We start from the raw sequence: 24,837 nt of genomic DNA, 5'->3' as shown, positions 1-24,837 counted from the left end.
ATAGGGAGCGGCCGATTTTGCGCAAGGGCTTTTTTGATAAAAACAGGCCTTTGGCGATCAATTGCTTAAATACCCAGCATAAGCACAGGTTACACACAGGTTTACCAACAAGATACAGCGGTAAGCGTCATCTTTAAGCTGTTAGGTTAACGGTAAATTAATATCGGGCACGAATACTATGCAAAACGGTGTGTTATCTGGCCGTCTTCTTCCTGGCTAGGATCAGGAGCTCAATTTAGATATGACTATAGATAAGTGCGTCCAGCTGGACGGCAAAGAGCGCTGCCTTTCTGACAGCTATGGTATTGATGATGTTTATTCTGAATTTGGCAGGAGTTGTAGTGCGATACTTTTCTGACAGCTGATGACTTAGGACCGGTTTTGTTGCGGTTAGATAAAGAAAAAGCCGGGCGAACCCGGCTTTTGTTTTTATTCTTCAGAAACGGCTGCTTCTGTTGCTTCGATATCACGACCTACCAGCTCAATATAAGCCATAGGCGCGTTATCGCCAGCACGGAATCCACACTTCAGGATGCGGGTGTAACCACCCGGACGCTCCTGGTAGCGAGGTCCCAGTTCGTTGAACAAGATGCCAACTACTTCGCTGTCGCGAGTACGGGCAAATGCCAAACGACGGTTGGCGACTGTGTCGCTTTTAGCCAATGTGATCAGAGGCTCAACCACTCGACGCAGCTCTTTTGCCTTGGGCAGAGTCGTCTTGATAACTGCATGACGAACCAAGGAGCTAGCCATGTTGCGGAACATTGCCTGACGGTGGCTGCTGTTCCGGTTAAGTTGACGACCACTCTTACGATGGCGCATGACCTAATCCTTCCTAACTAAATCTGTAAAACCCGTGACCCGGTTTATTCATCAGCGATGCTGGCAGGCGGCCAGTTCTCAAGGCGCATGCCCAGAGACAAACCACGAGACGCCAACACGTCTTTAATCTCGGTAAGAGATTTTTTACCCAGGTTGGGAGTCTTCAACAACTCCACCTCGGTACGCTGTACCAGATCACCAATGTAGTGGATCGCTTCAGCCTTCAGACAGTTCGCAGAACGAACTGTCAGTTCCAGATCGTCGACAGGACGCAGCAGGATAGGATCGAACTCAGGCTTGTCTTCTTTCTCTTCCGGTTCGCTCACGTCACGCAGGTCGACGAAGGCTTCCAGTTGTTCAGCCATGATAGTGGCTGCACGACGAATGGCTTCTTCGGGATCCAAGGTGCCGTTGGTTTCCATGTCGATAACCAGCTTATCCAAATCGGTACGCTGCTCAACACGGGCCGCCTCAACATTGTAGGCGATACGAACCACGGGGCTGTATGCCGCATCCAGCAACAAACGACCAATAGGACGCTCGTCGTCTTCGGTATGAGCACGGGCAGAGGCAGGAACATAACCCCGACCGCGCTGTACTTTCAGACGCATGCTGATTTCGGCATCATTCCCTGTCAGATGACAGATGATGTGCTCTGGGTTAACGATCTCAACGTCATCACCATGGGTGATGTCGCCTGCCGTTACGGGACCTGCACCAGTTTTGGTCAGCGACAGGGTGACTTCGTCCTTGCCTTCCAGCTTGACAGCAATCTCTTTCAGATTAAGCAAGATCTCCAGGATATCTTCCTGAATACCTTCCTTGCTGCTGTATTCATGCAATACACCGTCTAATTCGACTTCGGTGATCGCACAACCGGGCATGGAAGAAAGCAGAATACGACGTAGCGTATTACCCAATGTATGACCAAAGCCACGCTCCAGCGGCTCGAGAGTCACTTTGGCATGAGTCGGGCTGATCTGTTCGATATCAACCAGACGCGGCTTAAGAAAATCTGTTACAGAACCCTGCATTGTGTCCTCTCTATAGAAGCTAGCTTTACTTGGAGTAAAGCTCGACGATCAGCTGTTCGTTAATTTCGGCAGACAGGTCGCTACGCTCAGGCAGACGCTTGTAAACGCCTTGCATGTTGGTAGCGTCAACTTCTACCCAAGTCGGCTTTTCACGTTGACCGGAAACCTCAAGAGCGGCTTTGATCCGGGCTTGCTTCTTGGCCTTCTCGCGAATGCTGATAACATCCTCGGGAGAAACTTGGAAGGAAGGAATGTTGACAACTTTACCGTTCACCAGGATAGCTTTATGGCTGACCAGCTGACGAGACTCGGCGCGAGTGGCACCGAAACCCATGCGGTAAATAACGTTGTCCAGACGACCTTCCAGCAGCTGCAACAGGTTCGCACCGGTATTGCCTTTCAGGCGAGCAGCTTCTTTATAGTAGTTGCGGAATTGCTTTTCCAGCACGCCGTAGATACGACGAACTTTCTGCTTTTCACGCAGCTGTACACCGTAGTCGGACAGACGGGCTTTACGAGCGCCATGCTGACCAGGTGCAGTATCAATTTTACATTTTGAATCTATCGCGCGAACGCCTGACTTCAGGAAGAGGTCAGTGCCCTCGCGACGGCTCAGTTTGAGCTTGGGACCCAGATATCTTGCCATGTTCTTTCTCCAACTATCCTACAAGAAGTGTTATACGCGACGCTTCTTCGGAGGACGACAACCGTTGTGCGGGATGGGAGTCACATCGGTGATGTTGGTGATGCGGAAACCCGCAGCATTCAACGCCCGAATGGATGACTCACGGCCCGGACCCGGACCTTTCACCATTACTTCCAGGTTCTTAACGCCGTATTCTTTGGCAATCTCACCGGCACGCTCTGCAGCTACCTGAGCAGCGAACGGGGTGGACTTGCGTGAACCACGGAAACCTGAACCACCAGCAGTAGCCCAGGAAAGAGCATTACCCTGACGATCAGTAATAGTTACTATGGTGTTGTTGAAAGATGCATGAACGTGGGCAATGCCGTCGCTCACCTGCTTTTTAACGCGCTTGCGCGCACTACGAGCCGGAGTTTTAGCCATGATCTACCTTCCCGTTATTTCTTGATCGGTTTACGAGGACCTTTGCGCGTACGCGCATTAGTCTTGGTGCGCTGACCACGAAGGGGTAGGCTGCGGCGATGACGCAGACCTCGGTAACAACCCAGGTCCATCAGACGCTTGATGTTCATGGAGATCTCGCGGCGCAGGTCACCTTCTACGGTGAATTTCGCCACTTGCTCACGCAGGGTTTCTACCTGAGCTTCATCCAATTCTTTGATTTTCACATCCTCAGCGATACCGGCTGCAGCACAAATGGCTTTAGAGCGGGTACGGCCGACGCCATAAATCGCAGTTAACGCAATAACTGCATGTTTATGGTCAGGAATGTTAATGCCAGCGATACGGGCCACTATGCACTCCTACAAATTAAAAAATATAAAGCCATTACAAAGCCCGTCTAGGATACGTAATGACACAGACACCCAACAAAGGTGGCTGGCTACTTTAGCCAGCTCGCCTTTAATTTACAAGTCAAACCGTAACTTTTTTAGCCTTGGCGCTGTTTATGCTTAGGCTCTGAGCAAAGTACACGCACCACACCGTGGCGCTTGACGATTTTGCAGTTACGGCAGATTGCCTTAACGGAAGCACGAACTTTCATTGCTTAACTCCGTAAATAACCGAACCTTAACGGTTGTAACCTTTCAGGTTCGCTTTTTTCAGGACATCGCCATACTGATGGGACATCATGTGGGTTTGCACCTGAGCCATGAAGTCCATGATGACGACCACAATAATCAACAGCGAGGTACCACCAAAGTAGAACTGGACGTTCCAGGCTGTCATCAAAAACTGTGGAACCAAACAGATAAAGGTAATGTACAGGGCACCAACCAGAGTCAGGCGAGTCATTACTTTATCGATATAGCGCGCTGTCTGCTCACCCGGACGTATGCCTGGGATGAAAGCACCACTCTTCTTCAGGTTATCTGCCGTCTCGCGCGGGTTGAACACCAAGGCGGTATAGAAGAAACAGAAAAAGATAATGGCAGCGGCATACAACATTACGTACAGCGGCTGACCAGGCTGCAGAGTCAGAGAGACCTCTTGCAGAATATTGGCAAACCACCCCTCCCCCTGACCGAACCAAGAGGCTACGGTACCCGGGAACAGGATAATGCTGGATGCGAAAATTGCCGGAATAACCCCCGCCATGTTCACTTTCAAGGGCAGGTGTGTACTCTGTGCTGCGAATACTTGGCGACCTTGTTGACGCTTGGCGTAGTTCACCACAATGCGGCGCTGGCCACGTTCAACAAATACCACGAAGTACGTTACCGCAAACACAATCACGGCCAGCAGTAACAGCAACAATATGTGCAATTCCCCCTGACGCGCCTGCTCTGCCGTGGCACCAATGGCCGATGGCAGACCAGCAACAATACCCACGAAGATAATCAACGAGATACCATTGCCAATGCCTCGTTCGGTTACCTGTTCACCCAACCACATCAAAAACATGGTACCGGTGACCAGACTCACCACTGCTGTGAAATAGAAACCGAGACCCACGTTAACCACGAGTCCTGGCATCATATTCGGTAAACCAGTGGCAATACCGATGGCCTGGATGGTGCCGAGAACCAGGGTGCCATACCGGGTGTACTGACTGATCTTTCGACGGCCAGATTCACCTTCCTTCTTGAGCTCAGCCAAGGCGGGGTGAACCACAGTCAGCAACTGGATGATAATGGACGCAGAAATATACGGCATTATCCCCAGCGCCAGTATGGACGCTCGTTCCAGAGCACCACCACTGAACATGTTGAACATTTCAATGATGGTACCCTGCTGTTGCTGGAACAAGTCGGCAAGTACGGCGGCGTCAATTCCAGGAATAGGCACATAGGAGCCGGCGCGAAATACAACGATCGCGATAAGAACGAAAAGCAAACGACTCTTCAGTTCACCCAGCCCACCCTGTGCGCTTTTAGCATCTAATCCTGGTTTCTTGGCCATAGTACTTATTATTCCTCGATTTTACCGCCGGCAGCTTCGATGGCTGCGCGTGCACCTTTGGTGACGCCCAGACCAACCACAGTCACTTGACGGTCAATGGTGCCAGACAGAACTACTTTGGCAAACTGGATATTCTTGGTAACCAAGCCAGCCTGCTTCAGGGTGTTCAGATCCACCACATTGCCTTCAACTTTAGCCAGTTCGCTCAGACGAATTTCGGCAGTGACACGACCTTTACGGGAAGTGAAACCAAACTTCGGCAGACGCTGTTTCAACGGCATCTGACCGCCTTCAAAACCGTTGCGAACCTTACCGCCGGAGCGGGATTTCTGACCTTTGTGGCCGCGGCCACCGGTTTTACCCAGGCCGGAACCGATACCACGACCAACGCGCTTGGCGCTGGGCTTGGAGCCGGCGGCCGGAGACAGAGTATTCAAACGCATGCGATTACTCCCCAACCTTAACCATGTAGTAAACCTGGTTGATCATACCGCGTACACAAGCTGTATCTTCCAGCTCGACGGTGTGACCAATGCGACGCAGACCCAGGCCACGCAACGTTGCCTTATGCTTAGGCAAACGGCCGATGGAGCTGCGAGTCTGTGTTACTTTTACAGTCTTGTTAGCCATTGGCGCATTACCCCAGTATTTCGTCAACGCGCAGACCACGCTTGGCAGCGACTTGCTCAGGTGACTTCATTTGAGTCAGAGCGTCGATGGTAGCGCGAACTACGTTGTTCGGGTTAGTGGAACCGTAAGTCTTGGCCAGTACGTTATGTACACCGGCAACTTCCAGTACGGCGCGCATTGCACCACCGGCAATGATACCGGTACCGTCAGAAGCAGGCTTCATGAATACGTTTGAACCAGAGTGACGACCTTTTACCGGATGGAACAAGGTGCCGTTGTTCAGACCAACTGTACGCATGTTACGGCGAGCCTGTTCCATTGCCTTTTGAATGGCAGCAGGAACTTCACGGGCTTTACCGTAACCGAAACCAATACGACCGTTACCGTCACCTACAACCGTCAGAGCGGTGAAGGAGAAGATACGACCACCTTTTACAACTTTTGATACACGGTTAACTGCAATGAGCTTTTCTTGCAGTTCACCGGCTTGAGCTTCGATTTTTGCCATTTTCGACTCCACCCTTAGAACTGAAGACCAGCTTCACGTGCAGCTGTAGCCAGTGCGGCTACGCGACCGTGATATTGGAAACCGGAACGGTCAAAAGCGACAACTGTTACGCCTTTTTCAAGAGCGCGCTCAGCGATGGCTTTACCTACTACCGTGGCGGCATCGACGTTACCGGTATACTTCACCTGCTCACGTACTGACTTTTCCACGGTAGACGCGGAAGCCAGAACAACTGTGCTGTTCGGTGCAATAACCTGTGCATAGATGTGGCGCGGAGTACGGTGAACCACCAGGCGAGTCGCACCCAGTTCCAGCATCTTTTTACGTGCTTTGGTAGCACGGCGGATACGAGCTGCTTTTTTGTCCATAGTGTTACCTTACTTCTTCTTAGCCTCTTTACTGCGGACCTGTTCGCCGAAATAGCGAACACCTTTGCCTTTGTAAGGCTCGGGTTTACGGTACGCACGAATATTGGCAGCGACCTGACCGATCTGCTGTTTGTCCGCAGACTTGAGAACAATCTCGGTCTGAGTCGGACATTCAGCTGATACGCCTTCAGGAAGCGCATGCTCAACCGGGTGAGAGAAACCCAGAGACAGTGCAATAGCATTGCCTTTAATCTGGGCACGATAGCCAACACCAACCAGCTGCAGCTTGCGTTCGAAGCCTTCGGTAACACCGATAACCATGTTGTTGACCAGGGAACGGGCAGTGCCGGACTGGGCATTTGCGTTTGCTACGTTTTCACGCGGGGCAAACGTCAACACGTTATCATTCTGGCTGATTTCAACGGCAGCATTGATGGTACGGTTCAAAGTACCCTTGCTACCCTTGACGGTGATTTCCTGACCGTTCAACGTCACTTCTACGCCGGCAGGAATTTCGATAGGTGCCTTAGCAATGCGAGACATATCTACTCCTTATGCAACGTAGCAGATGATTTCACCGCCCATACCCGCTTTACGCGCGGCACGGTCGGTCATCACACCTTGGGACGTGGAAACGATAGCTACACCCATACCTGCCATTACTTTCGGCAGTTCGTCGCGCTTCTTATAGATGCGCAGACCGGGGCGGCTGACGCGTTGGATCAGTTCGACTACAGCTTCGCCTTCGAAGTACTTTAAAGTCACTTCCAGTTCGGCTTTGGTCTCACCAACGACGTTAAAGTCAGCAATATAACCTTCTTCTTTCAGTACCTGGGCGATAGCCACTTTTACTTTGGAAGAAGGCATGGTGACAGCAACTTTGTTGGCTGCCTGACCGTTGCGGATGCGGGTCAGCATATCCGCGATCGGATCTTGCATGCTCATTGTGTATTACTCCCGTGTTCGCTTACCAAGAAGCCTTCTTCAGGCCTGGAATTTCACCCTTCATCATCAGTTCGCGCACCTTGATGCGGCTCAAACCGAACTTCCGCAGGAAACCGTGCGGACGACCAGTGATGTTGCAGCGGTTACGCTGACGAGAGGGACTTGCGTCACGGGGCAATTGCTGCAGTTTCAGCACCGCATCCCAACGTGCTTCGTCAGAAGTGTTCACGTTAGAGATGATTTCTTTCAGTGCCTGACGCTTGGCCGAAAATTTATCAGCCAGCTTTGCGCGCTTGACTTCGCGAGCTTTCATTGATTGTTTTGCCATAACCCTACACCTTACTTACGGAATGGGAAGTTAAAGGCAGCCAGCAGAGCACGACCTTCTTCGTCAGACTGGGCAGTGGTGGTAATGGTAATATCCATACCGCGCACACGATCTACCTTGTCATAATCGATTTCAGGAAAAATGATTTGCTCACGCACGCCCATGGAGTAATTACCACGACCATCGAACGACTTGGCGTTCAGGCCACGGAAGTCACGGATCCGGGGAATAGAGATACAAATCAAACGCTCCAGGAACTCCCACATACGCTCGCCGCGCAGAGTTACTTTACAACCAATGGGGTAGCCTTCACGGATTTTGAAGCCAGCAACGGATTTACGAGCTTTGGTGATCAATGGCTTTTGACCGGAAATGGCAGCCATATCGGCAGCGGCATTATCCAGGATCTTTTTATCAGCCAGAGCTTCACCCACACCCATGTTCAGGGTGATTTTCTCAATCCGAGGGACTTGCATGATAGACTTATACCCGAACTGACTAGACAGTTCTTTTACTACAGTTTCATTGTAGTAACCATGCAGTTTCGCCATCGTATAAACTCCAATTACTTCACAAGTTCGCCGGTGGACTTGAAGAAACGGACTTTTTTGCCGTCTTCAAACCGGAAACCAACGCGATCAGCCTTGCCAGAGGCAGAGTTGAACAGCGCTACGTTAGATACATCGAGAGGCGCTTCCTGCTCAATAATACCGCCAGCCTGGCCCAGTTGTGGAACCGGCTTTTGGTGTTTCTTGTTCAGGTTGAGACCTGCAACGATTACTTTACCTTCATTGACCAGAACTTTGGTGACGGTGCCACGCTTGCCCTTGTCTTTGCCGGTAAGAATGATGACTTCGTCATCGCGACGGATTTTAGCTGCCATCGTTTGACTCCTTACAGTACTTCAGGTGCCAGTGAAACAATCTTCATGAACTTCTCATTACGAAGTTCACGCGTCACAGGACCAAAAATACGAGTTCCGATCGGCTGTTGATTGCTATTCAAAATCACGGCCGCATTGCGGTCGAAACGGATGACAGAGCCGTCCGGACGACGAACGCCTTTCCGAGTGCGAACGACCACCGCGTTCATTACATCACCTTTCTTAACCTTACCGCGCGGAATTGCTTCCTTGACAGTAACCTTGATGATGTCGCCGATGCCGGCGTAGCGGCGGTGCGAACCACCCAGGACCTTAATACACATTACGCTACGCGCACCGGAATTGTCGGCCACGTCCAGCATACTTTGCATTTGGATCATGTTAGTGCTCCGCTAAAGTGACTACTTTAAAACCCTTTCGGGATATTGGCTGCCTTTGAAGGCGCGGCATTATAGCACTGCCAAACCGAAAGAGTACAATAAAAAAACAAACGGCCCCGTGCAGGGCCGTTTGACCAGGTAAGTATATCAGAGAACGTTAGGCTTTAACCGGGCGCTCAATGATTTTTACCAGAGTCCAGGACTTGGTCTTGGACAGCGGACGACATTCGCGAATGGTCACTACGTCGCCGGTAGAACATTCATTGTTTTCGTCATGCACGTGCAGCTTGGTAGTGCGCTTCATGTACTTCCCGTAGATCGGGTGCTTCACGAAACGGCTGATAGCTACGGTGATGGACTTGTCCATCTTGTCGCTAACTACACTGCCCTGCAGAGTACGAACGTTAGAATCGCTCATCTTACGCACCTGCCTTTTGGTTCAAAACAGTCTTAACACGCGCGATGTCGCGACGTACATTTTTGATGTTGTGAGTCTGAGCCAGTTGGCCGGTGCTTGCCTGGATGCGCATGTTAAATTGCTCACGCAGCAGGCCCAGCAGTTCCTGGTTCAGTTCTTCAACACTCTTTTCACGCAGATCTTGTGCTTTCATCACATCACCGTCCGAGTTATGAAAGTGGTCCTAACCGGCAGCTTGGCAGCAGCCAGTGCAAAGGCTTCGCGAGCCAGAGCCTCAGGTACACCGTCCATCTCGTACAGGACACGACCCGGCTGAATCTGGGCAACCCAGTATTCCACGTTACCTTTACCTTTACCCATACGAACTTCGAGGGGCTTTTCGGTAATCGGCTTATCCGGGAAAATACGGATCCAGATTTTACCTTGACGCTTGACGTGACGGGTCATGGCACGACGTGCTGCTTCGATCTGACGAGCAGTAATACGTCCACGAGTGGTCGCCTTCAGACCAAAGGTACCGAAAGAAACCAGGTTACCTGAGGTCGCCACACCGCGGTTGCGGCCTTTGTGGACTTTACGGAATTTCGTACGTTTTGGTTGCAACATATCCGAGTCTCCTTACTTACCGCGGCCTTTGCGCTTGGGCTTGGACGGAGCTGGTTCTTGAGCTACGGCTTGCAGGCCGCCCAGAACTTCACCCTTGAATATCCAAACCTTCACGCCGATGATGCCGTAAGTGGTAGATGCTTCAGAAGTTGCATAGTCGATATCGGCACGCAGGGTGTGCAGAGGCACACGACCTTCGCGGTACCATTCGGTACGCGCGATTTCAGCGCCGCCCAGACGACCGCTAACTTCCACCTTGATGCCTTTGGAACCGATACGCATCGCGTTCTGTACCGCACGCTTCATAGCGCGACGGAACATGACACGGCGCTCCAGCTGGGAGGCGATAGAATCGGCCACCAGCTGTCCGTCCAGCTCAGGTTTACGCACTTCGGAAATGTTGATCTGTGCAGGAACGCCAGCCAGCTTGGCCACGTGCTTGCGCAGTTTTTCCACATCTTCGCCTTTCTTACCGATGACAACGCCGGGACGAGCGGTGTGAATAGTCACACGGATGCTCTTGGCCGGACGCTCGATCACGATACGAGAAAGGGAAGCGTTTTTCAGTTCCTGCTTCAGGTACTGACGCACTTGGAAATCGCTGTGCAAGTTATCAGCGAAGTCCTTGGTATTCGCAAACCAGGTCGAATTAAAAGGCTTGGTGATACCTAAGCGAATACCATTCGGGTGTACTTTCTGGCCCATTGCTTATCTCCTAGCCTCTTAGCGGTCGGACACAACCACAGTAATGTGGCTGGTACGCTTCATGATACGGTCCGCGCGGCCCTTGGCACGAGGACGAATACGCTTCATGGTAGGACCTTCGTCAACGAAGATCTTGGCCACTGTCAGCTCATCGATATCCGCACCTTCATTGTGCTCGGCATTAGCAATGGCAGATTCAAGTACTTTCTTAACCAGAACGGCAGCCTTTTTGGGGCTGAAAGTCAGGACATTCAGTGCCTTGTCTACGGTCAGACCACGGACTTGATCGGCTACCAGGCGCGCCTTCTGGGCAGAAGTGCGAGCAAAGCGGTGTTTAGCTATAGCTTCCATCTTTTACCCCTTAACGCTTCTTGGCCTTCTTATCAGCGACATGGCCGCGATAAGTACGAGTCGGTGCAAATTCGCCCAGCTTATGGCCGATCATTTCCTCGGAAACGAAGACAGGCACGTGCTGACGACCATTATGGACAGCGATGGTCAAACCGATCATGTTCGGAATGATCATTGAACGACGGGACCAAGTCTTAATTGGTTTCTTTTCCCCGCTTTCCACCGCTTTCTCTACCTTCTTCAGCAAGTGCAGGTCGATAAACGGACCTTTCTTGAGAGAACGTGGCATGGTGATACCTCTAAAAAACTATTACTTGTTACGGTGACGTACCACGAACTGGTCGGTACGCTTATTTTTACGGGTTTTGGCACCCTTGGTCGGCTTGCCCCAAGGTGTAACCGGGTGACGGCCACCAGAGGTACGGCCTTCACCACCGCCATGCGGGTGGTCTACCGGGTTCATCGCCACACCGCGAACGGTAGGACGAACGCCACGCCAGCGCGTAGCACCGGCTTTACCCAGCTGACGCAGCATGTGCTCGGCGTTACCTACTTCACCCAGAGTTGCACGGCACTCGGCCAGTACTTTACGTACTTCGCCGGAGCGCAGACGCAGGGTGACATAGGTGCCTTCACGCGCCAGGATCTGGGCGGAAGTACCGGCAGAACGTGCGATCTGCGCGCCCTTGCCAGGCTTCATCTCGATGGCGTGCACAGTGCTACCAACGGGGATGTTGCGCATCGGCAGGCAGTTACCGGCCTTGATCGGAGCGGCATCACCAGACAGCAGTTGATCGCCGGCATGGACACCTTTCGGTGCCAGGATGTAGCGACGCTCACCATCTGCATACAGCACCAGGGCGATGTTAGCGGAGCGGTTAGGATCATATTCCAGACGCTCTACTTTAGCCGGGATACCGTCTTTGTTGCGCTTGAAGTCAACCAGACGATAGTGCTGCTTGTGACCACCACCGATATGGCGAGTGGTAATACGACCGGCGTTGTTACGACCACCTGACTTGGACTTTTTCTCCAGCAGGGCGGCGAACGGCTTGCCTGTGTACAGTTCCGGGTTGCTGACCTTGACTACATGACGGCGACCCGGAGAAGTAGGCTTACATTTTACGATTGCCATTTTGAATTACTCCTCTCTTACTCGGCGCCGCCGATGAAGTCGATGTCCTGACCTTCTTTCAGGGTCACGTAGGCTTTTTTCCAATCGGAACGCTGGCCCATGCGGTTACCGGTGCGTTTGGTTTTACCCTTCACCAGCAACGTGCGAACATCTTTAACTTCAACTTCGAACAGCTTCTCGACCGCAGCTTTAACTTCAGCTTTGGTAGCATCCTTGGCAACCTTGAACACGATAGTGTTGGTTTTTTCGGCAACCATGGTGCTTTTTTCAGAGATATGCGGCGCCTTCAGAACTTTCAGAATACGCTCTTCACGGATCATGCCAGCATCTCCTCGATTTGCTTAACTGCGTCGGCAGTTACCAATACCTTGTCGAACGCGATCAAAGAAACCGGGTCGATACCAGCCACGTCACGCACGTCAACCTTGTACAGGTTACGTGAGGCGAGGAACAGGTTCTCGTCCACTTCGGCAGTGACGATCAGAACATCAGTCAGATCCCATTGCTTCAGCTTGGCGATCAGTTCTTTGGTCTTCGGGGCTTCAACACCAAACTTCTCAACCACGATCAGACGCTCTTGACGTACCAGCTCAGAGAGGATGCTTTTGATGGCACCACGGTACATCTTCTTGTTGACCTTCTGGCTGTGATCTTGCGGCTTAGCTGCAAAAGTCACACCACCACCGCGCCAAATAGGAGAGCGGATGGTACCGGCACGGGCCCGGCCAGTGCCCTTTTGACGCCACGGCTTCTTGCCGCCGCCAGACACTTCGGAACGGGTCTTCTGAGCACGAGTACCTTGACGAGCACCTGCGGCATAGGCTACTACAACCTGATGCACCAGAGCTTCGTTGAACTCACGCCCGAAGGTAGTTTCGGAAACTTCAAGAGCGCCTTGCGCGTCTTTCATTACCAATTCCATTACTATCTCCTCAGACGTTACGCTTTAACGGCAGGTTTAACGATGACGTTGCCGTTAGTCGCACCAGGTACTGCACCTTTAATGAGCAGCAGGTTACGAGCAACATCAACGCGGACCACTTCCAGGTTTTGCGTGGTTACACGCTCAGCACCCATGTGACCGGCCATTTTCTTGCCTTTGAACACTTTACCCGGTGATTGGTTTTGACCAATTGAACCCGGAGCGCGGTGTGACAAGGAGTTACCATGAGTCATGTCCTGGGTACGGAAGTTCCAACGCTTAACAGCGCCAGCGAAACCCTTACCTTTAGAAGTACCGGTAACGTCTACTTTCTTGACATCGTTGAAGATGTCTACTTTCAGCTCGGCACCGACTTCGATACCTTCGCCTTCACCTGAACCCAGGCGGAATTCCCACAGACCGCGACCCGCTTCCACGCCAGCTTTAGCGAACAGACCCGCTTCAGGCTTGGTGATACGATTCGCTTTCTTGATGCCAGTGGTCACCTGAACAGCTTGATAGCCATCCAGTTCCAGAGTTTTAACCTGGGTAACACGGTTGGCATCTACTTCGATAACGGTGACCGGGATGGACACGCCGTCTTCGGTGAAGACACGGGTCATACCCAGCTTACGACCTACTAGACCGATTGCCATTGATAAAACCTCTCCGTTATTAGCCCAGGCTGATCTGGACGTCGACGCCAGCAGCCAGATCCAGACGCATCAGAGCATCAACTGTTTTATCAGTCGGCTCAACGATGTCTACCAGACGCTTGTGAGTACGAATTTCATACTGATCACGTGCATCTTTGTTCACGTGTGGAGATGTCAGTACGGTGTAGCGCTCTTTGCGCGTCGGCAGCGGGATAGGACCGCGAACCTGGGCGCCGGTGCGCTTGGCAGTTTCTACGATCTCCGCAGTAGACTGATCGATCAGACGGTGATCGAATGCCTTCAGGCGGATACGAATTCTTTGGTTCTGCATTACCAGAGCTCCAATTGGATAAAGAACATAAAATCAGCACCGCCTGCTCTTTCAGATAAAAGAGGGGGTGTGATTTAACAACGGTGCCCGCCATATCGGGGGCCTGTATCGCCAGGAGCTACCTGACAGGAGCCTTTCGGCTCGCTCGGCAATACACCAAGCGAGCTGAATTATACGGATTTGACCGGCGCATGCAAGCCGGTCGTGTCATTTTTTAAGCAACCTGTTTCAATTAACCGGGCTTTAGTTTCAGATGGTCTGCCTTGGTTTCAGGCGACCTTGTTCTTGCCAATCAGAACGGTCTTGCCTTTCAGTACCACTTCCAGCGCCACCTCGTCACAGGCATGCAGGCGCGGGCACAGATCGCAGTCTTTCATCACCTTCTCCGGCAACAGCGTCTTGCTGGTGGCACTGAAGCCCAGCTTCATGAAGAACTCCGGTACCCGGGTCAGCACTATGACGCGCTCAATGGCCATGTCCTCGGCTTTCTTGAGGATTTTCTCCACCAGCGCCCGGCCCTGGCCCTGGTTCTGGAAGCCGGGCTCTACACCCAGGGAGCGAATTTCCGCCAGCCCGGTGTCATACACATACAGGGAAGCGCAACCGCTGATCTGCCCCTGGGTCTCGGTCACCGCAAACTCGCCCACCGACTGGATTAGCTCCTTGCGGGTACGGGGCAGGTTCTCGCCGATGTTGGCCCAGTAGTTCACCATGCGCTCGATGGCATCCAAATCGGTCAGCCGTGCACTGCGCACATGAATACCCGAAGTATCCCGCTGCGTGAGCCGGCGCTCGGCGCTGCTCAGGGCAAATTCAACCTGATCCGGCGCCACGCCACCCAAGGCGCAACGGCTGGCCAGGCTGGACTCCAGCGACAGCTTGCCGTAGACATCCTCTTCAATCAACGGGCTGAATTCCTTGAAGTCCGCCATGGGCAGCTCTTCCATCGGCAATTTCTTGCTGATGGCGTGTACCACTATGGCACCCACGATATGGTGCGCTTCCCGGAACGGAATGCCTTTGGATACCAGATAATCGGCCATTTCGGTGGCATTGGAATAGCCGCCCTGAGCCGCTTCCCGGGTCTTGTCTTCGTTGAGCTTGATGTCGTGCAACACCATCTCGGCCATTTCCAGACAGTCATACCAGGTGTCGAGTGCGTCGAACAGGCCTTCCTTGTCTTCCTGCATGTCCTTGTTGTAGGCCAGCGGCAACGCCTTCAGAGTCATCATCATGCCCGCATAGGCACCGAATACCCGGCCGCATTTACCACGGATCAGCTCCAGGGCATCCGGGTTTTTCTTCTGCGGCATCAGGGAGGAGCCGGAAGTTACCCGATCGGACAGTTCGAGGAAGCCGGATTCACCGGAGTTGTAGAAAATCAAATCTTCGGCGAAGCGCGACAGGTGCATCATCGAATTGGTGGCACAGTTCATCAGCTCCAGCACATGGTCACGGTCGGACACCGAATCCAGGCTGTTACGCGTAGGGGAAGAAAAACCCAGAGAGTGAGCCAGATCATGACGGTCGATGGGAAAACCGGTACCGGCCAGGGCGCCGGAGCCCAGCGGGCAGGTATCCATGCGCTTCTGTGCATCCTGCAGTCGGGTAAAGTCCCGCTCCAGCATCTCTACATACGCCAGGCACCAATGCGCGAAGGTCACCGGCTGGGCGCGCTGCAGGTGGGTATAACCCGGCAGTACCGTGGCCTGCTGTTGACGCGCCACCGCTACCAGCTGCTTTTGCAGCTCATCCAGCTTGGCCAGCAGCGGCGGAACCTGCTGCTTGCACCACAGTTTGAGATCGGTGGCCACCTGATCGTTACGGCTGCGACCGGTATGCAATTTCTTGCCCAGATCGCCGACCGCCGAAATAAGGTGGCCTTCGACCCAGGAGTGAATATCTTCCGCATCGGACTGAAGGATCTGCTCGGGATCTTCCATGACCTTGAGTTTCAGGTCGTTGAGTGCCAGCTCGATTTTCTGCTGCTCTTGCACCGTCAGCACCCCGCCCTTCGTCAGGGCCCGGGACCAGGCAATGGAGCCGACGATATCCTGCTCCGCCAGACGATAATCGAAACGCAAAGAATCATTGAACTGCTTGAACTTGGCATCTGCCGCCTGACTGAAACGTCCACCCCAAAGTGCCATAACCTTTTACTCCTTGACGACATTGCTAAAATTGATGCTTAGCCAAACCTGTGAAGGGTCTGCCTGATTGTTGCGCGATATTATACTGAAAACAAAGCCGTACGCCGTAAGCTTTAAGCTGTCAGCCAAAGAAAACACCAAAATCCAGGCTCTGTTTTTATCTTGAACTTACAGCCACGACTGACTGCTTTCGGCTATAAAGTAAAAAGGGGGCATAAAGCCCCCTCTGGTTAAGCGTTACCCTGTGTAGTAACACTTATTTTTTCAGGCTGTTCAGCGCCTTGATGCGGCTGGCCAGTGAGTACAGACGGATAAAGCCTTCGGCGTGGCTCTGGTCGTACACTTCGTCCTCACCGAAGGTAGCGAACTCTTCCGAGTACAGGCTGTTGGGCGAAGACTTCTGAATGGCCGTTACCTGACCCTTGTACATCTTCAGCACCACTTCACCGGACACGTCTTCGGCGATAGCGTCGGCAGACGCCAGCAGCGCCTTGCACAGCGGGGTGAACCAGCGGCCGTCATAGACCAGGTGGGAGAACTCGGCACCCACACGCTCACGCCAGGCGCGAGTCGGCTTGTCCAGCACCAGCTCTTCTACCGCACGCAGGGCCGCCATCATCACGGTACCACCGGGAGTTTCGTAGCAGCCACGAGACTTCATGCCTACCAGGCGGTTCTCGACGATGTCGACCCGACCTACGCCGTGCTTGGCGGCACGGTCGTTCAGGTTAACCAGCACCTGATACGGGCTCATGGCCTGGCCGTCAATGGCCACGATGCGGCCCTTCTCAACGGTCAGTGACAGAGTCTCGGCCTTGTCGGGCGCCTGCTCCGGAGACACGGTCCAGGTCCAGGCGTGCTCGGATGGCTCGTTCCAGGTGCTTTCCAGCTCGCCACCTTCGGTGGAGATGTGCCAGGCATTGGCATCACGAGAATAGATTTTGGTGGCACTGGCAGTAGTCTTGATATTGCGCTCGGCCAGGTAATTCAGCAGGTCTTCACGGCTGCGCATATCCCAGATCCGCCAGGGGGCAATAATCGCCAGCTGCGGAGCCAGTGCCGCGACGGCACCTTCGAAACGTACCTGATCGTTACCCTTACCGGTACAACCGTGGGCAATGGCTTCGGCGCCTTCGGCCAGAGCCGTTTCGGCCATGGCCTTGGCAATGACAGGACGAGCCATGGAGGTACCCAGCAGGTAGGTGCCTTCGTAGATGGCGCCGGTGGTCAGGGTCGGATAGACATAGTCGTTTACGAACTCGTCTTTCAAATCGGCCACGATGCACTTGACCGCGCCGGAGGCGATGGCTTTGGCTTCGATGCCTTCCAGCTCTTCGGCGCCCTGACCCACATCCCCCACGAAGGCGATGATTTCACAACCTTCGTAGTTCTCTTTCAACCACGGAATGATGGCAGAAGTGTCCAGACCGCCAGAATAGGCCAGCAGAATTTTTTTGAATTGGCTCATTAATGAATATCCCTGTTAATCAATGTCAGCAGCACGGCATTCTGGACGTGCATGCGATTTTCAGCTTGGTCGAGGATAAAGGAGGCAGGGCCATCCATCACCTCGGAAGTTATTTCCCACTCCCTGTGGGCAGGCTGGCAATGCAGCACCTGTTTGGCTCCGGTTTTGTCGAGCATGGCCTGATTGATCTGATACGGCATGAAGATTTCCTTCACCTGCTCCAATGGCGTTTCATCGCCCATGGACACCCAGGTGTCCGTATAGAGCACATCAATGCCTTCCACTTCATCGAGGTTATCGGTCACCCGAACCCGGGCGCCGCTGACGGCAGCCAGCGCCTCGGCTTCCTTCAGGATCTGCGCATCCACATTGTGGCCACGAGGGCACACGGCGGTGACGGTAGAGCCCAGAATGGCACCGGCCAGCAGCAGTGAGTTGGTCACGTTGTTACCATCGCCCACATAGACCAGATGCATCTTGCTCAAATCCTCATGATGCTCGGCAATGGTCATGAAGTCCGCCAGCGCCTGGCACGGATGATACAGGTTACAAAGCGAATTGATCACCGGTACTTGCGCATATTTTGTCATTTCGACCAGGGTCTGGTGCTCATATACCCGGGCCACGATGGCATCGGACCAGCGAGACAGGTTGGCGGCAAAGTCCTGTACCGTTTCCCGGCTGCCCATGGCACCATTCTGGCTGTCCAGGTACACCGCATGGCCACCGAGCCGGTTGATACCGATGTCGAAGGTCACCCGGGTACGCAGCGAGGGTTTCTCGAACAGGGTAACCACGCTCTTGCCCTTGAGAGCGTCGGCATATTTGGCCGGGTTGGCCTTGAGGTCTTTGGCCAGGCTCAGGATCTGTTCGATTTGTTGTTTGCTGTAATCTTTCAGGCTCAGTAAATGCTGCATAACGCCTCCTTAATGGGAAATCCGAGAGCCGTACTCGGACTCGCCGGCCAGCAGCGACAACAATTGCTCCGGATAGCGCCAGCTGCCCACGGCCACCGGTTTGCCCAGGATCTTGGTGGCCTTGAGCGCCGCCTTGACCTTGACCGCCATGCCGTCCTTGATGATGTTCTGTTGCATCAGCTCCAGGGCGTCCGCCTCGTTCAGTTCGGCGATACGCTGGCCCTTGCCGTCGAGAATGCCGCTCACATCCGACAGCATCACCAGGTCCGCATCCAGAATCTCGGCAATGGCGGTGGCGGCCTGATCCGCATTCACGTTCATCAGCTGGCCGTCGAAGGTAATGCCGATGGAGCTGACCACCGGCAGGAAGCCTCCGGCCAGCAGGGTGTTGATCAGGGTGGCGTCACCGCCTTCAATCTGACCCACGGCGCCCAGCTCGGGATCCAGCTGGCTGACCCGGCACAGGCCGCCGTCTGCCAGACACAGGCCGACCGACTTGATGTCGTGCGCGATCGCCTGAGCCAGCAACAGCTTGTTGGCGGTGCCGGCCAGGGCACCGGCGATAACCGGAATTTGATCGAAAGGGGTCACCCGCAGGCCGTCTTTCTTGGTGGAGGTCAGGCCCATGGCCTTGAGCTGGTTGTCTACCAGCACGCCGCCGCCATGAACCAGCAGCAACGGACGGCCCGAGTCGTCGAAAAATGCCTTGAGGGTAGTAAACAGGGCCGCCAGGGCCTTGTCGCTTTCCAGCAGGGTGCCACCCAATTTTACGACCAGCGGCGACTGCGATGATGGTTGCATTGTCATCCTTGATTACTCCTGAACCAGGCCCGCCAGCGGCGAGAATCCCTGGTGAATATTGATACACTGGATGGCCTGACTGGCCGCGCCTTTCAAAAGATTGTCTATCGCCGACACCACGATCAGCTGGTTGCCGTCCCGGGCCCAGTGCAGGTCGCAGAAGGGCGTACCCGCCACATCGTTGATCTGCGGCCACTGGCCGGTCAGGCGCACGATTTTCTGCCCCTGGTATGCCTGCTGGTAAGCGACGGCAATCTGCTCGTCGCTGACATCGTCGTTCAGCTGCACATAGATGGTGGCGAGAATACCACGAATAAAGTTGCCCAGATGCGGCTGGAATACAACCTGATTGCTCAGATGATGGCTGATTTCCGGCTGATGGCGATGATTGAGTACGCCATAAGGCTTGAAGCTGACTTCACAGAAGCTGTTGGCCATGCTTGCCTTGCGGCCGGCACCGCTGACGCCGGATACGGCACTGATAATCGGCCTGCTGCCCTCGGCAATCAGGCCCGCGGCCTGCAACGGCTTGAGTGCGCTGAGCGAGGCGGTGGGATAGCAGCCGGGCACGGCAATCAGCTTCGCCGCCTTGATGGTGTCCTGATTCCATTCGGCCAGACCGTAGGCGGCCTGGCTCAGCAAGTCACCATGCTGATGCTGAAAACCATAGAAGCGCTCGTAGAAGCCTTCGCCGGGTACCCGGAAGGCACCGGACAAATCGAATACCGGCAGCCCCTTGGCCAGAAAACCCGGCGCCAGATCGTGGCTCACTTCGTGGGCGGTGGCCATCAGCACCAGATCTGCTTCGGTATGAATGCGGCTCAGGGCTTCTTCATCCAGCGGCAGCAAAGGCAGGTCAATCACGCCGCGCCAGCGCGGGTGCAGGCTTGCGAACGATTTATGCGCATCCTGGCTGCCGTCAGACACATAGAGGCCGGACAGAGTCAGATTGGGGTGACGCTGGATCAGGCCGGCCAGCTCGGCTCCGGTATAACCACTGGCACCAATAATTGCAGCTTTTAACATGGGCGTATCCGTCAGTTTGAATTCGGCTTGGTATAGATGCAGGCGTCAGCCTAGCGTGTTTTCAGGGCTTATGTCACCCTAGAGAAAAGGCTCAGGCGAGCTGTCGTCGTCGCTGTATCGAAGAGAGGAAATACATGGCCATCTGTTACGCTAGTTACCCGGAAAAGAACAAGTTGGCAGCCTAGCAATAAAAACATATTTATGCAATTGTGTTGAATTTAAATTAGATAATTTCCGACGGAGATCCTATGACATCGCTCAAACTGCTGGACATGTACCGCAGCATCATCGCCCTCCCCTCCATCAGCAGCACAGAAAGCAGCTGGGATCAGAGTAACGAGCAGGTGATCCGACTGCTGGCGGACTGGTTCAGCCAGCTCGGTTTTGCGGTCGAGGTGACCGAACTGCCCGACCTGCCCGGCAAGTTCAATCTTTTGGCCACCAAGGGCGAAGGCGATGGCGGCCTGCTGCTGGCCGGCCATACCGATACGGTGCCGTTTGATCCGGGCCGCTGGACCAAGGACCCGTTCAAGCTCACCGAAGAAGGCAACCGACTTTACGGCCTCGGCACCATCGACATGAAAGGTTTCTTCGCCTTTATCGTGGAAGCGCTGAAAGACCTGGATCTGGGCAAACTCACCAAGCCCATCCGCATTCTGGCCACCGCCGACGAAGAAACCACCATGGCCGGTGCCCGCGCCATCGCCAGCGCCATGTCCATCAAGCCCGATTACGCGGTCATCGGTGAGCCCACCGGCCTGGTACCCGTGATGATGCACAAGGGCCACATGTCGGAAGCCATTCGCATCACCGGTAAAAGTGGTCACAGCTCGGACCCGGCCAACGGCATCAACGCGCTGGAAATCATGCATCAGGTAATGGGGCGCCTGCTGGATCTGCAGCGCCAGCTGAAGGAAAACTACGGAAATCACCATTTCAAGGTGCCCCAGCCCACCCTCAACCTGGGTCATATCAATGGCGGCGACAGCCCCAACCGCATCTGTGCCTGCTGCGAACTGCACTTCGACATGCGTCCCATCCCCGGCGTGGGCCCCGACGAGCTGCTGGGCCTGCTGCACCATGCGCTGGAGCCGATCAGGGAGCAGTATCCCAAGACGCTGGAACTGACTCACCTGCACGAGCCCATTCCGGCCTATGGCACGGATCCGGAAGGCGAGCTGGTCCAGGCGGCGGAAGCCATGTCCGGTCACAAGGCCGAAGCGGTCAACTACTGCACCGAGGCGCCTTTTATCAATCAGCTGGGCTGCCAGACCATAGTGCTGGGCCCGGGCCACATCGCCCAGGCACACCAGCCAGACGAATACCTGGACCTGTCCTTCGTCAAACCAACCGTAGACGTGCTGCAACAGCTGGTCAGCCGTTTCTGCATAGAGAAGAAGTAGTCGTCTACTGCGTGCGGAAAAGAGGCAACAAGATTGCCTCCTCCAACACGCTACGGAGAATGACACTCACCGTTGCAGCCTGGCCGAATAGCCAGTGGATATTCACGGCAGGCTGAAGCAGCGAGTGTCATATCATATGACGTATCGGCGGAGCCGACCCTTGCCCTTCTGCCCCGACTTCACTCCTCCCCCTCAGCCCCTCCACCCTGTATTTAGCGAAACAGATCCCAAAAATGCCGGTCCGTCTTCGGCAAGATTGACCGGTATAGCGAAAGGTGGCTAGATAACATTCAGCGGAAACAAGCTATAACAATTATACAGATGAGGCAGATATGGATAATCACGCAGCACTCAGGGCCAACGTCGGCCTGCTGGGGCAACTGTTGGGCGACACCATCAAGGATCACCACGGTCAGGCCTTTCTCGACAAGATAGAAACCATTCGCCAACTGGCCAAATCGGCCCGCCAGGGTAACGATGACGATCAACAGCAATTGCTGGATACCCTCAAGCACCTGAGTGACGATGAACTGTTGCCGGTAGCTCGAGCCTTCAGTCAGTTTCTCAACCTGGCCAACGTGGCCGAACAGTTTCATACCATCTCCCGGGAAACCCAGCATCAAGCCGGCTCCGGCCCGCTCAGCCAGGTGTTCGAGCGGCTGAAAACCGCCGACGTAAATGAAGACAGCATCAAGGCGGCGGTGGATGCACTGGATATCGAACTGGTGCTGACCGCCCACCCCACAGAAGTGACCCGCCGCACCTTTATCCACAAACACGTTCAGCTCAACGACTGCCTGGCGGCGCTGGAACTGGATCTGCCGGAGACGGAAAAAACCGAGCTGCTGGCCCGGGTCGAGCAGTTGATCACCCAGGCCTGGCACAGCAACGAAATTCGTTCCCAGCGGCCGACCCCGGTCGACGAAGCCAAGTGGGGCTTTGCGGTGATCGAAAACAGCCTCTGGCCTGCCCTGCCCAAGTTCATGCGCCAGCTCGACAGCCAGTTGAATGAACAGCTGGGCATCCGGTTGCCGCTGGACGCTGCTCCGGTGCGCTTTGCCTCCTGGATGGGCGGCGACCGGGACGGCAACCCCTTCGTGACCGCCAGGGTGACCCGGGAAGTACTGCTGCTCGGCCGCTGGATGGCCAGCTCACTGTTTCTCAACGACATCCAGGAACTGGTGTCCGAGCTGTCGATGTCCCAGGCCAATGATGAGCTCTATCGTGCCGCCGATCAGAGCGACGAACCCTACCGGGCCATACTGCGCACCCTGCGCGAAGATCTGCGCGAAACCCTGATGCACCTCAACGCCAGGGTGCAGGGCCAGAGCACCGATGCCCGGGATCTGATCACTACCACTGAGCAACTGCGCCAGCCGCTGGAGCTGTGTTATCGCTCGCTGCAAGAGTGCGGTCTCGGCAAGATTGCCGACGGCCTGCTGCTGGACGTGATCCGCAAGGTAGCCTGTTTCGGCATCCATCTGCTCAAGCTGGATGTGCGTCAGGACGGCGAACGCCACACCCAGGCCCTCGCCGAAATCACCCGTTACCTCGGTCTCGGTGATTACGCCGACTGGAGCGAAGCCGACAAGCAGGCGTTTCTGCTCAACGAGCTCAATTCCCGTCGCCCGCTGCTGCCGCGCCAGTGGCAACCGAGCGCCGACACCAAAGAAGTGCTGGATACCTGCAAGGTGATTGCCGATCACCCGCAAGACGCCTTCGGCATCTACATCATCTCCATGGCCGGCGCCCCGTCCGATGTGCTGGCGGTGCAACTGCTGCTGAAAGAGTGCGGCGTCGATTTCCCGCTGCCGGTGGCGCCCCTGTTCGAAACCCTGGACGATCTCAACAACGGTGCCGAGGTCATCGAGCAGCTGTATCATCTGCCCTGGTATCGCGGTTATCTGCAGGGTCGTCAGTTCGTGATGATCGGCTACTCCGACTCGGCCAAGGATGCAGGCATGATGGCCGCGGGCTGGGCCCAGTACAGTGCCATGGAAAAACTGGTGGCCATCAGCGAGCAGGAACAGATCAAACTGACCCTGTTCCACGGCCGGGGCGGCAGCCTGGGCCGCGGCGGCGGTCCGGCGCGGCAGGCCATTCTGGCCCAGCCTCCCGGCTCTACCCTCGGTGGTCTGCGGGTCACCGAGCAGGGCGAGATGATCCGCTTCAAGTTCGGCCTGCCCAAGGTGGCCATCGACAGCCTCGCCCTCTATGCCGGCGCCGTGCTGGAAGCCAACCTGCTGCCGCCGCCCGAGCCCGAGCCTCGATGGCGCGAGCTGATGGACACCATGGCCGACGTGTCCTGCGCCCACTATCGTTCGCTTATTCGCGACGAGCCGGACTTTGTGCCTTATTTCCGCGCCGCCACCCCCGAACTGGAGCTGGGCAAGCTGCCGCTCGGCTCTCGTCCGGCCAAGCGCAAGCCCAACGGCGGAGTGGAAAGCCTGCGCGCCATTCCCTGGATTTTCGCCTGGACCCAGAATCGGCTGATGTTGCCCGCCTGGCTTGGTGCCCACAAGGGGCTGGAAAAGGTGATAGCCGACGGGCAGGAAAGCACCCTGATGGCCATGCACAAGCGTTGGCCCTTCTTTCGCGCCCGGCTCGACATGCTCGAGATGGTGTTCCTCAAGGCCGATCCCGGCCTGGCCGCCTACTACGACAGCCTGCTGGTACCGGCCGGGCTCAAGCCGCTGGGCAAACGCTTGCGTAGCGAGCTACAGGCCAGCATGACGCTGGTCTTACAGCTTAAAGAGGAAGCGGAGCTACTGTCCGATGAGCCCTGGATCAAAGAGTCCATCAAGTTGCGCAATCCCTACACGGATCCGCTCAACGTCTTGCAGGCCGAGTTGCTGAACCGTTCGCGCCAGCAGGGTGAGATTCACCCGGTGCTGGATCAGGCGCTCATGGTCACCATCGCCGGCATCGCCGCCGGTATGCGCAACACCGGGTAATATCCCCCAGGGGCTCGGGCCTACCATCTTACCCAGCCCTGGCGGTC

At 54.9% G+C, this 24,837-nt stretch carries 35 protein-coding genes; 2 read left to right on the top strand and 33 right to left on the bottom strand.

What is annotated here, in order from left to right:
• Positions 1 to 429: 429 nt before the first annotated feature.
• The 33 genes from rplQ to argC all read right to left on the bottom strand — a co-directional run bounded on the left by rplQ (position 430) and on the right by argC (position 20,433).
• Positions 430 to 822, bottom strand: a complete 393-nt coding sequence (gene rplQ / locus ACLEIV_RS06500; protein WP_410455832.1) for a 50S ribosomal protein L17 — start codon at positions 820 to 822, stop codon at positions 430 to 432.
• A 44-nt stretch (positions 823 to 866) separates the two neighbouring features.
• A complete protein-coding gene (locus ACLEIV_RS06495) occupies positions 867 to 1,856 on the bottom strand; it encodes a DNA-directed RNA polymerase subunit alpha (protein WP_410455831.1) in 990 nt (329 codons plus the stop codon).
• Positions 1,857 to 1,881: 25 nt separating this feature from the next.
• Positions 1,882 to 2,502 (bottom strand): 30S ribosomal protein S4, encoded by a 621-nt coding sequence (gene rpsD, locus ACLEIV_RS06490; RefSeq protein ID WP_298716653.1) that lies wholly within the window; start codon positions 2,500 to 2,502, stop codon positions 1,882 to 1,884.
• A gap of 30 nt (positions 2,503 to 2,532) precedes the next feature.
• Positions 2,533 to 2,925 (bottom strand): 30S ribosomal protein S11, encoded by a 393-nt coding sequence (gene rpsK, locus ACLEIV_RS06485; RefSeq protein WP_014290661.1) that lies wholly within the window; start codon positions 2,923 to 2,925, stop codon positions 2,533 to 2,535.
• A gap of 14 nt (positions 2,926 to 2,939) precedes the next feature.
• The gene (gene rpsM / locus ACLEIV_RS06480) at positions 2,940 to 3,296 is read right to left on the bottom strand and encodes a 30S ribosomal protein S13 (protein ID WP_410455830.1); all 357 of its coding nucleotides are present in this window, start codon (positions 3,294 to 3,296) and stop codon (positions 2,940 to 2,942) included.
• 137 nt (positions 3,297 to 3,433) lie between these two features.
• A complete protein-coding gene (rpmJ, locus tag ACLEIV_RS06475) occupies positions 3,434 to 3,547 on the bottom strand; it encodes a 50S ribosomal protein L36 (protein ID WP_298716673.1) in 114 nt (37 codons plus the stop codon).
• A gap of 26 nt (positions 3,548 to 3,573) precedes the next feature.
• Positions 3,574 to 4,905: a preprotein translocase subunit SecY gene (gene secY, locus ACLEIV_RS06470; RefSeq protein WP_104487263.1), complete on the bottom strand. Its 1,332-nt coding sequence runs from the start codon at positions 4,903 to 4,905 to the stop codon at positions 3,574 to 3,576.
• A gap of 8 nt (positions 4,906 to 4,913) precedes the next feature.
• Entirely contained in the window at positions 4,914 to 5,348 is a 435-nt protein-coding gene (rplO, locus tag ACLEIV_RS06465; protein ID WP_410455829.1) for a 50S ribosomal protein L15, read from the bottom strand.
• A 4-nt stretch (positions 5,349 to 5,352) separates the two neighbouring features.
• Entirely contained in the window at positions 5,353 to 5,535 is a 183-nt protein-coding gene (gene rpmD, locus ACLEIV_RS06460) for a 50S ribosomal protein L30 (RefSeq protein ID WP_104487259.1), read from the bottom strand.
• 7 nt (positions 5,536 to 5,542) lie between these two features.
• Positions 5,543 to 6,043: a 30S ribosomal protein S5 gene (gene rpsE / locus ACLEIV_RS06455; protein WP_104487256.1), complete on the bottom strand. Its 501-nt coding sequence runs from the start codon at positions 6,041 to 6,043 to the stop codon at positions 5,543 to 5,545.
• A gap of 14 nt (positions 6,044 to 6,057) precedes the next feature.
• Positions 6,058 to 6,411, bottom strand: coding sequence for a 50S ribosomal protein L18 (gene rplR / locus ACLEIV_RS06450; protein WP_410455828.1), 354 nt, complete (start codon positions 6,409 to 6,411; stop codon positions 6,058 to 6,060).
• A 9-nt stretch (positions 6,412 to 6,420) separates the two neighbouring features.
• Positions 6,421 to 6,954 (bottom strand): 50S ribosomal protein L6, encoded by a 534-nt coding sequence (gene rplF, locus ACLEIV_RS06445; RefSeq protein ID WP_410455827.1) that lies wholly within the window; start codon positions 6,952 to 6,954, stop codon positions 6,421 to 6,423.
• A gap of 9 nt (positions 6,955 to 6,963) precedes the next feature.
• Positions 6,964 to 7,356, bottom strand: a complete 393-nt coding sequence (rpsH, locus tag ACLEIV_RS06440; protein WP_104487250.1) for a 30S ribosomal protein S8 — start codon at positions 7,354 to 7,356, stop codon at positions 6,964 to 6,966.
• Between the two features lie 22 nt (positions 7,357 to 7,378).
• A complete protein-coding gene (gene rpsN, locus ACLEIV_RS06435; RefSeq protein ID WP_204796586.1) occupies positions 7,379 to 7,684 on the bottom strand; it encodes a 30S ribosomal protein S14 in 306 nt (101 codons plus the stop codon).
• 11 nt (positions 7,685 to 7,695) lie between these two features.
• Entirely contained in the window at positions 7,696 to 8,235 is a 540-nt protein-coding gene (gene rplE / locus ACLEIV_RS06430) for a 50S ribosomal protein L5 (protein ID WP_104487245.1), read from the bottom strand.
• Between the two features lie 14 nt (positions 8,236 to 8,249).
• Positions 8,250 to 8,567 (bottom strand): 50S ribosomal protein L24, encoded by a 318-nt coding sequence (gene rplX / locus ACLEIV_RS06425; RefSeq protein ID WP_298716702.1) that lies wholly within the window; start codon positions 8,565 to 8,567, stop codon positions 8,250 to 8,252.
• A gap of 11 nt (positions 8,568 to 8,578) precedes the next feature.
• Positions 8,579 to 8,947 (bottom strand): 50S ribosomal protein L14, encoded by a 369-nt coding sequence (gene rplN, locus ACLEIV_RS06420; RefSeq protein WP_087036464.1) that lies wholly within the window; start codon positions 8,945 to 8,947, stop codon positions 8,579 to 8,581.
• 157 nt (positions 8,948 to 9,104) lie between these two features.
• Positions 9,105 to 9,365, bottom strand: coding sequence for a 30S ribosomal protein S17 (gene rpsQ / locus ACLEIV_RS06415; RefSeq protein WP_204796584.1), 261 nt, complete (start codon positions 9,363 to 9,365; stop codon positions 9,105 to 9,107).
• 1 nt (position 9,366) lies between these two features.
• Positions 9,367 to 9,558 (bottom strand): 50S ribosomal protein L29, encoded by a 192-nt coding sequence (gene rpmC / locus ACLEIV_RS06410; protein WP_071473723.1) that lies wholly within the window; start codon positions 9,556 to 9,558, stop codon positions 9,367 to 9,369.
• Positions 9,558 to 9,971 (bottom strand): 50S ribosomal protein L16, encoded by a 414-nt coding sequence (rplP, locus tag ACLEIV_RS06405; protein ID WP_204796583.1) that lies wholly within the window; start codon positions 9,969 to 9,971, stop codon positions 9,558 to 9,560. Before rplP ends, rpmC begins: the two co-directional genes overlap by 1 nt.
• A 12-nt stretch (positions 9,972 to 9,983) precedes the next feature.
• A complete protein-coding gene (gene rpsC / locus ACLEIV_RS06400; RefSeq protein ID WP_104487234.1) occupies positions 9,984 to 10,676 on the bottom strand; it encodes a 30S ribosomal protein S3 in 693 nt (230 codons plus the stop codon).
• 18 nt (positions 10,677 to 10,694) lie between these two features.
• Complete coding sequence (gene rplV, locus ACLEIV_RS06395) at positions 10,695 to 11,027, bottom strand: 50S ribosomal protein L22 (RefSeq protein WP_104487232.1); 333 nt, start codon at positions 11,025 to 11,027, stop codon at positions 10,695 to 10,697.
• Between the two features lie 10 nt (positions 11,028 to 11,037).
• Entirely contained in the window at positions 11,038 to 11,316 is a 279-nt protein-coding gene (gene rpsS, locus ACLEIV_RS06390) for a 30S ribosomal protein S19 (RefSeq protein WP_086964532.1), read from the bottom strand.
• Positions 11,317 to 11,337: 21 nt separating this feature from the next.
• Entirely contained in the window at positions 11,338 to 12,162 is an 825-nt protein-coding gene (gene rplB / locus ACLEIV_RS06385) for a 50S ribosomal protein L2 (RefSeq protein WP_410455826.1), read from the bottom strand.
• A 17-nt stretch (positions 12,163 to 12,179) separates the two neighbouring features.
• Complete coding sequence (gene rplW, locus ACLEIV_RS06380) at positions 12,180 to 12,482, bottom strand: 50S ribosomal protein L23 (RefSeq protein ID WP_071473729.1); 303 nt, start codon at positions 12,480 to 12,482, stop codon at positions 12,180 to 12,182.
• Positions 12,479 to 13,084, bottom strand: a complete 606-nt coding sequence (gene rplD, locus ACLEIV_RS06375; protein WP_410455825.1) for a 50S ribosomal protein L4 — start codon at positions 13,082 to 13,084, stop codon at positions 12,479 to 12,481. The genes rplW and rplD overlap by 4 nt, the downstream gene beginning before the upstream one ends.
• A gap of 17 nt (positions 13,085 to 13,101) precedes the next feature.
• A complete protein-coding gene (gene rplC, locus ACLEIV_RS06370) occupies positions 13,102 to 13,740 on the bottom strand; it encodes a 50S ribosomal protein L3 (protein ID WP_410455824.1) in 639 nt (212 codons plus the stop codon).
• A gap of 19 nt (positions 13,741 to 13,759) precedes the next feature.
• Positions 13,760 to 14,071, bottom strand: a complete 312-nt coding sequence (gene rpsJ, locus ACLEIV_RS06365) for a 30S ribosomal protein S10 (protein WP_104487277.1) — start codon at positions 14,069 to 14,071, stop codon at positions 13,760 to 13,762.
• A gap of 269 nt (positions 14,072 to 14,340) precedes the next feature.
• Positions 14,341 to 16,221, bottom strand: a complete 1,881-nt coding sequence (gene argH / locus ACLEIV_RS06360) for an argininosuccinate lyase (RefSeq protein ID WP_410455823.1) — start codon at positions 16,219 to 16,221, stop codon at positions 14,341 to 14,343.
• 256 nt (positions 16,222 to 16,477) lie between these two features.
• Positions 16,478 to 17,689: an argininosuccinate synthase gene (locus tag ACLEIV_RS06355; RefSeq protein ID WP_410455822.1), complete on the bottom strand. Its 1,212-nt coding sequence runs from the start codon at positions 17,687 to 17,689 to the stop codon at positions 16,478 to 16,480.
• Positions 17,689 to 18,606 (bottom strand): ornithine carbamoyltransferase, encoded by a 918-nt coding sequence (locus ACLEIV_RS06350; protein ID WP_410455821.1) that lies wholly within the window; start codon positions 18,604 to 18,606, stop codon positions 17,689 to 17,691. Before ACLEIV_RS06350 ends, ACLEIV_RS06355 begins: the two co-directional genes overlap by 1 nt.
• A gap of 9 nt (positions 18,607 to 18,615) precedes the next feature.
• On the bottom strand, positions 18,616 to 19,407 hold the full coding sequence (argB, locus tag ACLEIV_RS06345; protein ID WP_410455820.1) for an acetylglutamate kinase: 792 nt from the start codon (positions 19,405 to 19,407) through the stop codon (positions 18,616 to 18,618).
• Positions 19,408 to 19,419: 12 nt separating this feature from the next.
• Positions 19,420 to 20,433, bottom strand: coding sequence for an N-acetyl-gamma-glutamyl-phosphate reductase (gene argC / locus ACLEIV_RS06340; RefSeq protein ID WP_410455819.1), 1,014 nt, complete (start codon positions 20,431 to 20,433; stop codon positions 19,420 to 19,422).
• Between the two features lie 248 nt (positions 20,434 to 20,681).
• On the opposite strand from argC, the gene argE reads away from it, so the two are divergent.
• A complete protein-coding gene (gene argE, locus ACLEIV_RS06335; protein ID WP_410455818.1) occupies positions 20,682 to 21,836 on the top strand; it encodes an acetylornithine deacetylase in 1,155 nt (384 codons plus the stop codon).
• Positions 21,837 to 22,168: 332 nt separating this feature from the next.
• A complete protein-coding gene (gene ppc / locus ACLEIV_RS06330) occupies positions 22,169 to 24,790 on the top strand; it encodes a phosphoenolpyruvate carboxylase (protein ID WP_410455817.1) in 2,622 nt (873 codons plus the stop codon).
• Positions 24,791 to 24,837: the final 47 nt, after the last annotated feature.

Source organism: Oceanisphaera submarina (assembly GCF_046521305.1).
GTDB classification, from domain to species: Bacteria; Pseudomonadota; Gammaproteobacteria; order Enterobacterales; family Aeromonadaceae; genus Oceanimonas; species Oceanimonas submarina.
Note: the sequence above shows the minus strand (reverse complement) of the source record. Positions and strands in the feature narration are given on the sequence as shown.

Excerpts from the sequence above, each read along its gene's own strand:
- rplB (WP_410455826.1), bottom strand. The coding sequence starts at position 12,162 with ATGGCAATCGTAAAATGTAAGCCTACTTCTCCGGGTCGCCGTCATGTA.
- ACLEIV_RS06495 (WP_410455831.1), bottom strand. The coding sequence starts at position 1,856 with ATGCAGGGTTCTGTAACAGATTTTCTTAAGCCGCGTCTGGTTGATATC.
- rplE (WP_104487245.1), bottom strand. The coding sequence starts at position 8,235 with ATGGCGAAACTGCATGGTTACTACAATGAAACTGTAGTAAAAGAACTG.
- rplW (WP_071473729.1), bottom strand. The coding sequence starts at position 12,482 with ATGATCCGTGAAGAGCGTATTCTGAAAGTTCTGAAGGCGCCGCATATC.
- rpmD (WP_104487259.1), bottom strand. The coding sequence starts at position 5,535 with ATGGCTAACAAGACTGTAAAAGTAACACAGACTCGCAGCTCCATCGGC.
- rpmJ (WP_298716673.1), bottom strand. The coding sequence starts at position 3,547 with ATGAAAGTTCGTGCTTCCGTTAAGGCAATCTGCCGTAACTGCAAAATC.
- rpsD (WP_298716653.1), bottom strand. The coding sequence starts at position 2,502 with ATGGCAAGATATCTGGGTCCCAAGCTCAAACTGAGCCGTCGCGAGGGC.
- rplQ (WP_410455832.1), bottom strand. The coding sequence starts at position 822 with ATGCGCCATCGTAAGAGTGGTCGTCAACTTAACCGGAACAGCAGCCAC.
- rplX (WP_298716702.1), bottom strand. The coding sequence starts at position 8,567 with ATGGCAGCTAAAATCCGTCGCGATGACGAAGTCATCATTCTTACCGGC.
- rpsJ (WP_104487277.1), bottom strand. The coding sequence starts at position 14,071 with ATGCAGAACCAAAGAATTCGTATCCGCCTGAAGGCATTCGATCACCGT.
- rplC (WP_410455824.1), bottom strand. The coding sequence starts at position 13,740 with ATGGCAATCGGTCTAGTAGGTCGTAAGCTGGGTATGACCCGTGTCTTC.
- argE (WP_410455818.1), top strand. The coding sequence starts at position 20,682 with ATGACATCGCTCAAACTGCTGGACATGTACCGCAGCATCATCGCCCTC.
- rplP (WP_204796583.1), bottom strand. The coding sequence starts at position 9,971 with ATGTTGCAACCAAAACGTACGAAATTCCGTAAAGTCCACAAAGGCCGC.
- ppc (WP_410455817.1), top strand. The coding sequence starts at position 22,169 with ATGGATAATCACGCAGCACTCAGGGCCAACGTCGGCCTGCTGGGGCAA.
- rplD (WP_410455825.1), bottom strand. The coding sequence starts at position 13,084 with ATGGAATTGGTAATGAAAGACGCGCAAGGCGCTCTTGAAGTTTCCGAA.
- argC (WP_410455819.1), bottom strand. The coding sequence starts at position 20,433 with ATGTTAAAAGCTGCAATTATTGGTGCCAGTGGTTATACCGGAGCCGAG.
- rpsK (WP_014290661.1), bottom strand. The coding sequence starts at position 2,925 with ATGGCTAAAACTCCGGCTCGTAGTGCGCGCAAGCGCGTTAAAAAGCAG.
- secY (WP_104487263.1), bottom strand. The coding sequence starts at position 4,905 with ATGGCCAAGAAACCAGGATTAGATGCTAAAAGCGCACAGGGTGGGCTG.
- rplN (WP_087036464.1), bottom strand. The coding sequence starts at position 8,947 with ATGATCCAAATGCAAAGTATGCTGGACGTGGCCGACAATTCCGGTGCG.
- argB (WP_410455820.1), bottom strand. The coding sequence starts at position 19,407 with ATGCAACCATCATCGCAGTCGCCGCTGGTCGTAAAATTGGGTGGCACC.
- rpsC (WP_104487234.1), bottom strand. The coding sequence starts at position 10,676 with ATGGGCCAGAAAGTACACCCGAATGGTATTCGCTTAGGTATCACCAAG.
- rpmC (WP_071473723.1), bottom strand. The coding sequence starts at position 9,558 with ATGAAAGCACAAGATCTGCGTGAAAAGAGTGTTGAAGAACTGAACCAG.
- ACLEIV_RS06350 (WP_410455821.1), bottom strand. The coding sequence starts at position 18,606 with ATGCAGCATTTACTGAGCCTGAAAGATTACAGCAAACAACAAATCGAA.
- ACLEIV_RS06355 (WP_410455822.1), bottom strand. The coding sequence starts at position 17,689 with ATGAGCCAATTCAAAAAAATTCTGCTGGCCTATTCTGGCGGTCTGGAC.
- rpsE (WP_104487256.1), bottom strand. The coding sequence starts at position 6,043 with ATGGCAAAAATCGAAGCTCAAGCCGGTGAACTGCAAGAAAAGCTCATT.
- rpsN (WP_204796586.1), bottom strand. The coding sequence starts at position 7,684 with ATGGCAAAACAATCAATGAAAGCTCGCGAAGTCAAGCGCGCAAAGCTG.
- rplR (WP_410455828.1), bottom strand. The coding sequence starts at position 6,411 with ATGGACAAAAAAGCAGCTCGTATCCGCCGTGCTACCAAAGCACGTAAA.
- rplF (WP_410455827.1), bottom strand. The coding sequence starts at position 6,954 with ATGTCTCGCATTGCTAAGGCACCTATCGAAATTCCTGCCGGCGTAGAA.
- rpsH (WP_104487250.1), bottom strand. The coding sequence starts at position 7,356 with ATGAGCATGCAAGATCCGATCGCGGATATGCTGACCCGCATCCGCAAC.
- rpsS (WP_086964532.1), bottom strand. The coding sequence starts at position 11,316 with ATGCCACGTTCTCTCAAGAAAGGTCCGTTTATCGACCTGCACTTGCTG.
- rpsQ (WP_204796584.1), bottom strand. The coding sequence starts at position 9,365 with ATGAGCGATTCTAACGTTCGTACTCTGCAGGGCAGTGTAGTTAGCGAC.
- argH (WP_410455823.1), bottom strand. The coding sequence starts at position 16,221 with ATGGCACTTTGGGGTGGACGTTTCAGTCAGGCGGCAGATGCCAAGTTC.
- rplV (WP_104487232.1), bottom strand. The coding sequence starts at position 11,027 with ATGGAAGCTATAGCTAAACACCGCTTTGCTCGCACTTCTGCCCAGAAG.
- rplO (WP_410455829.1), bottom strand. The coding sequence starts at position 5,348 with ATGCGTTTGAATACTCTGTCTCCGGCCGCCGGCTCCAAGCCCAGCGCC.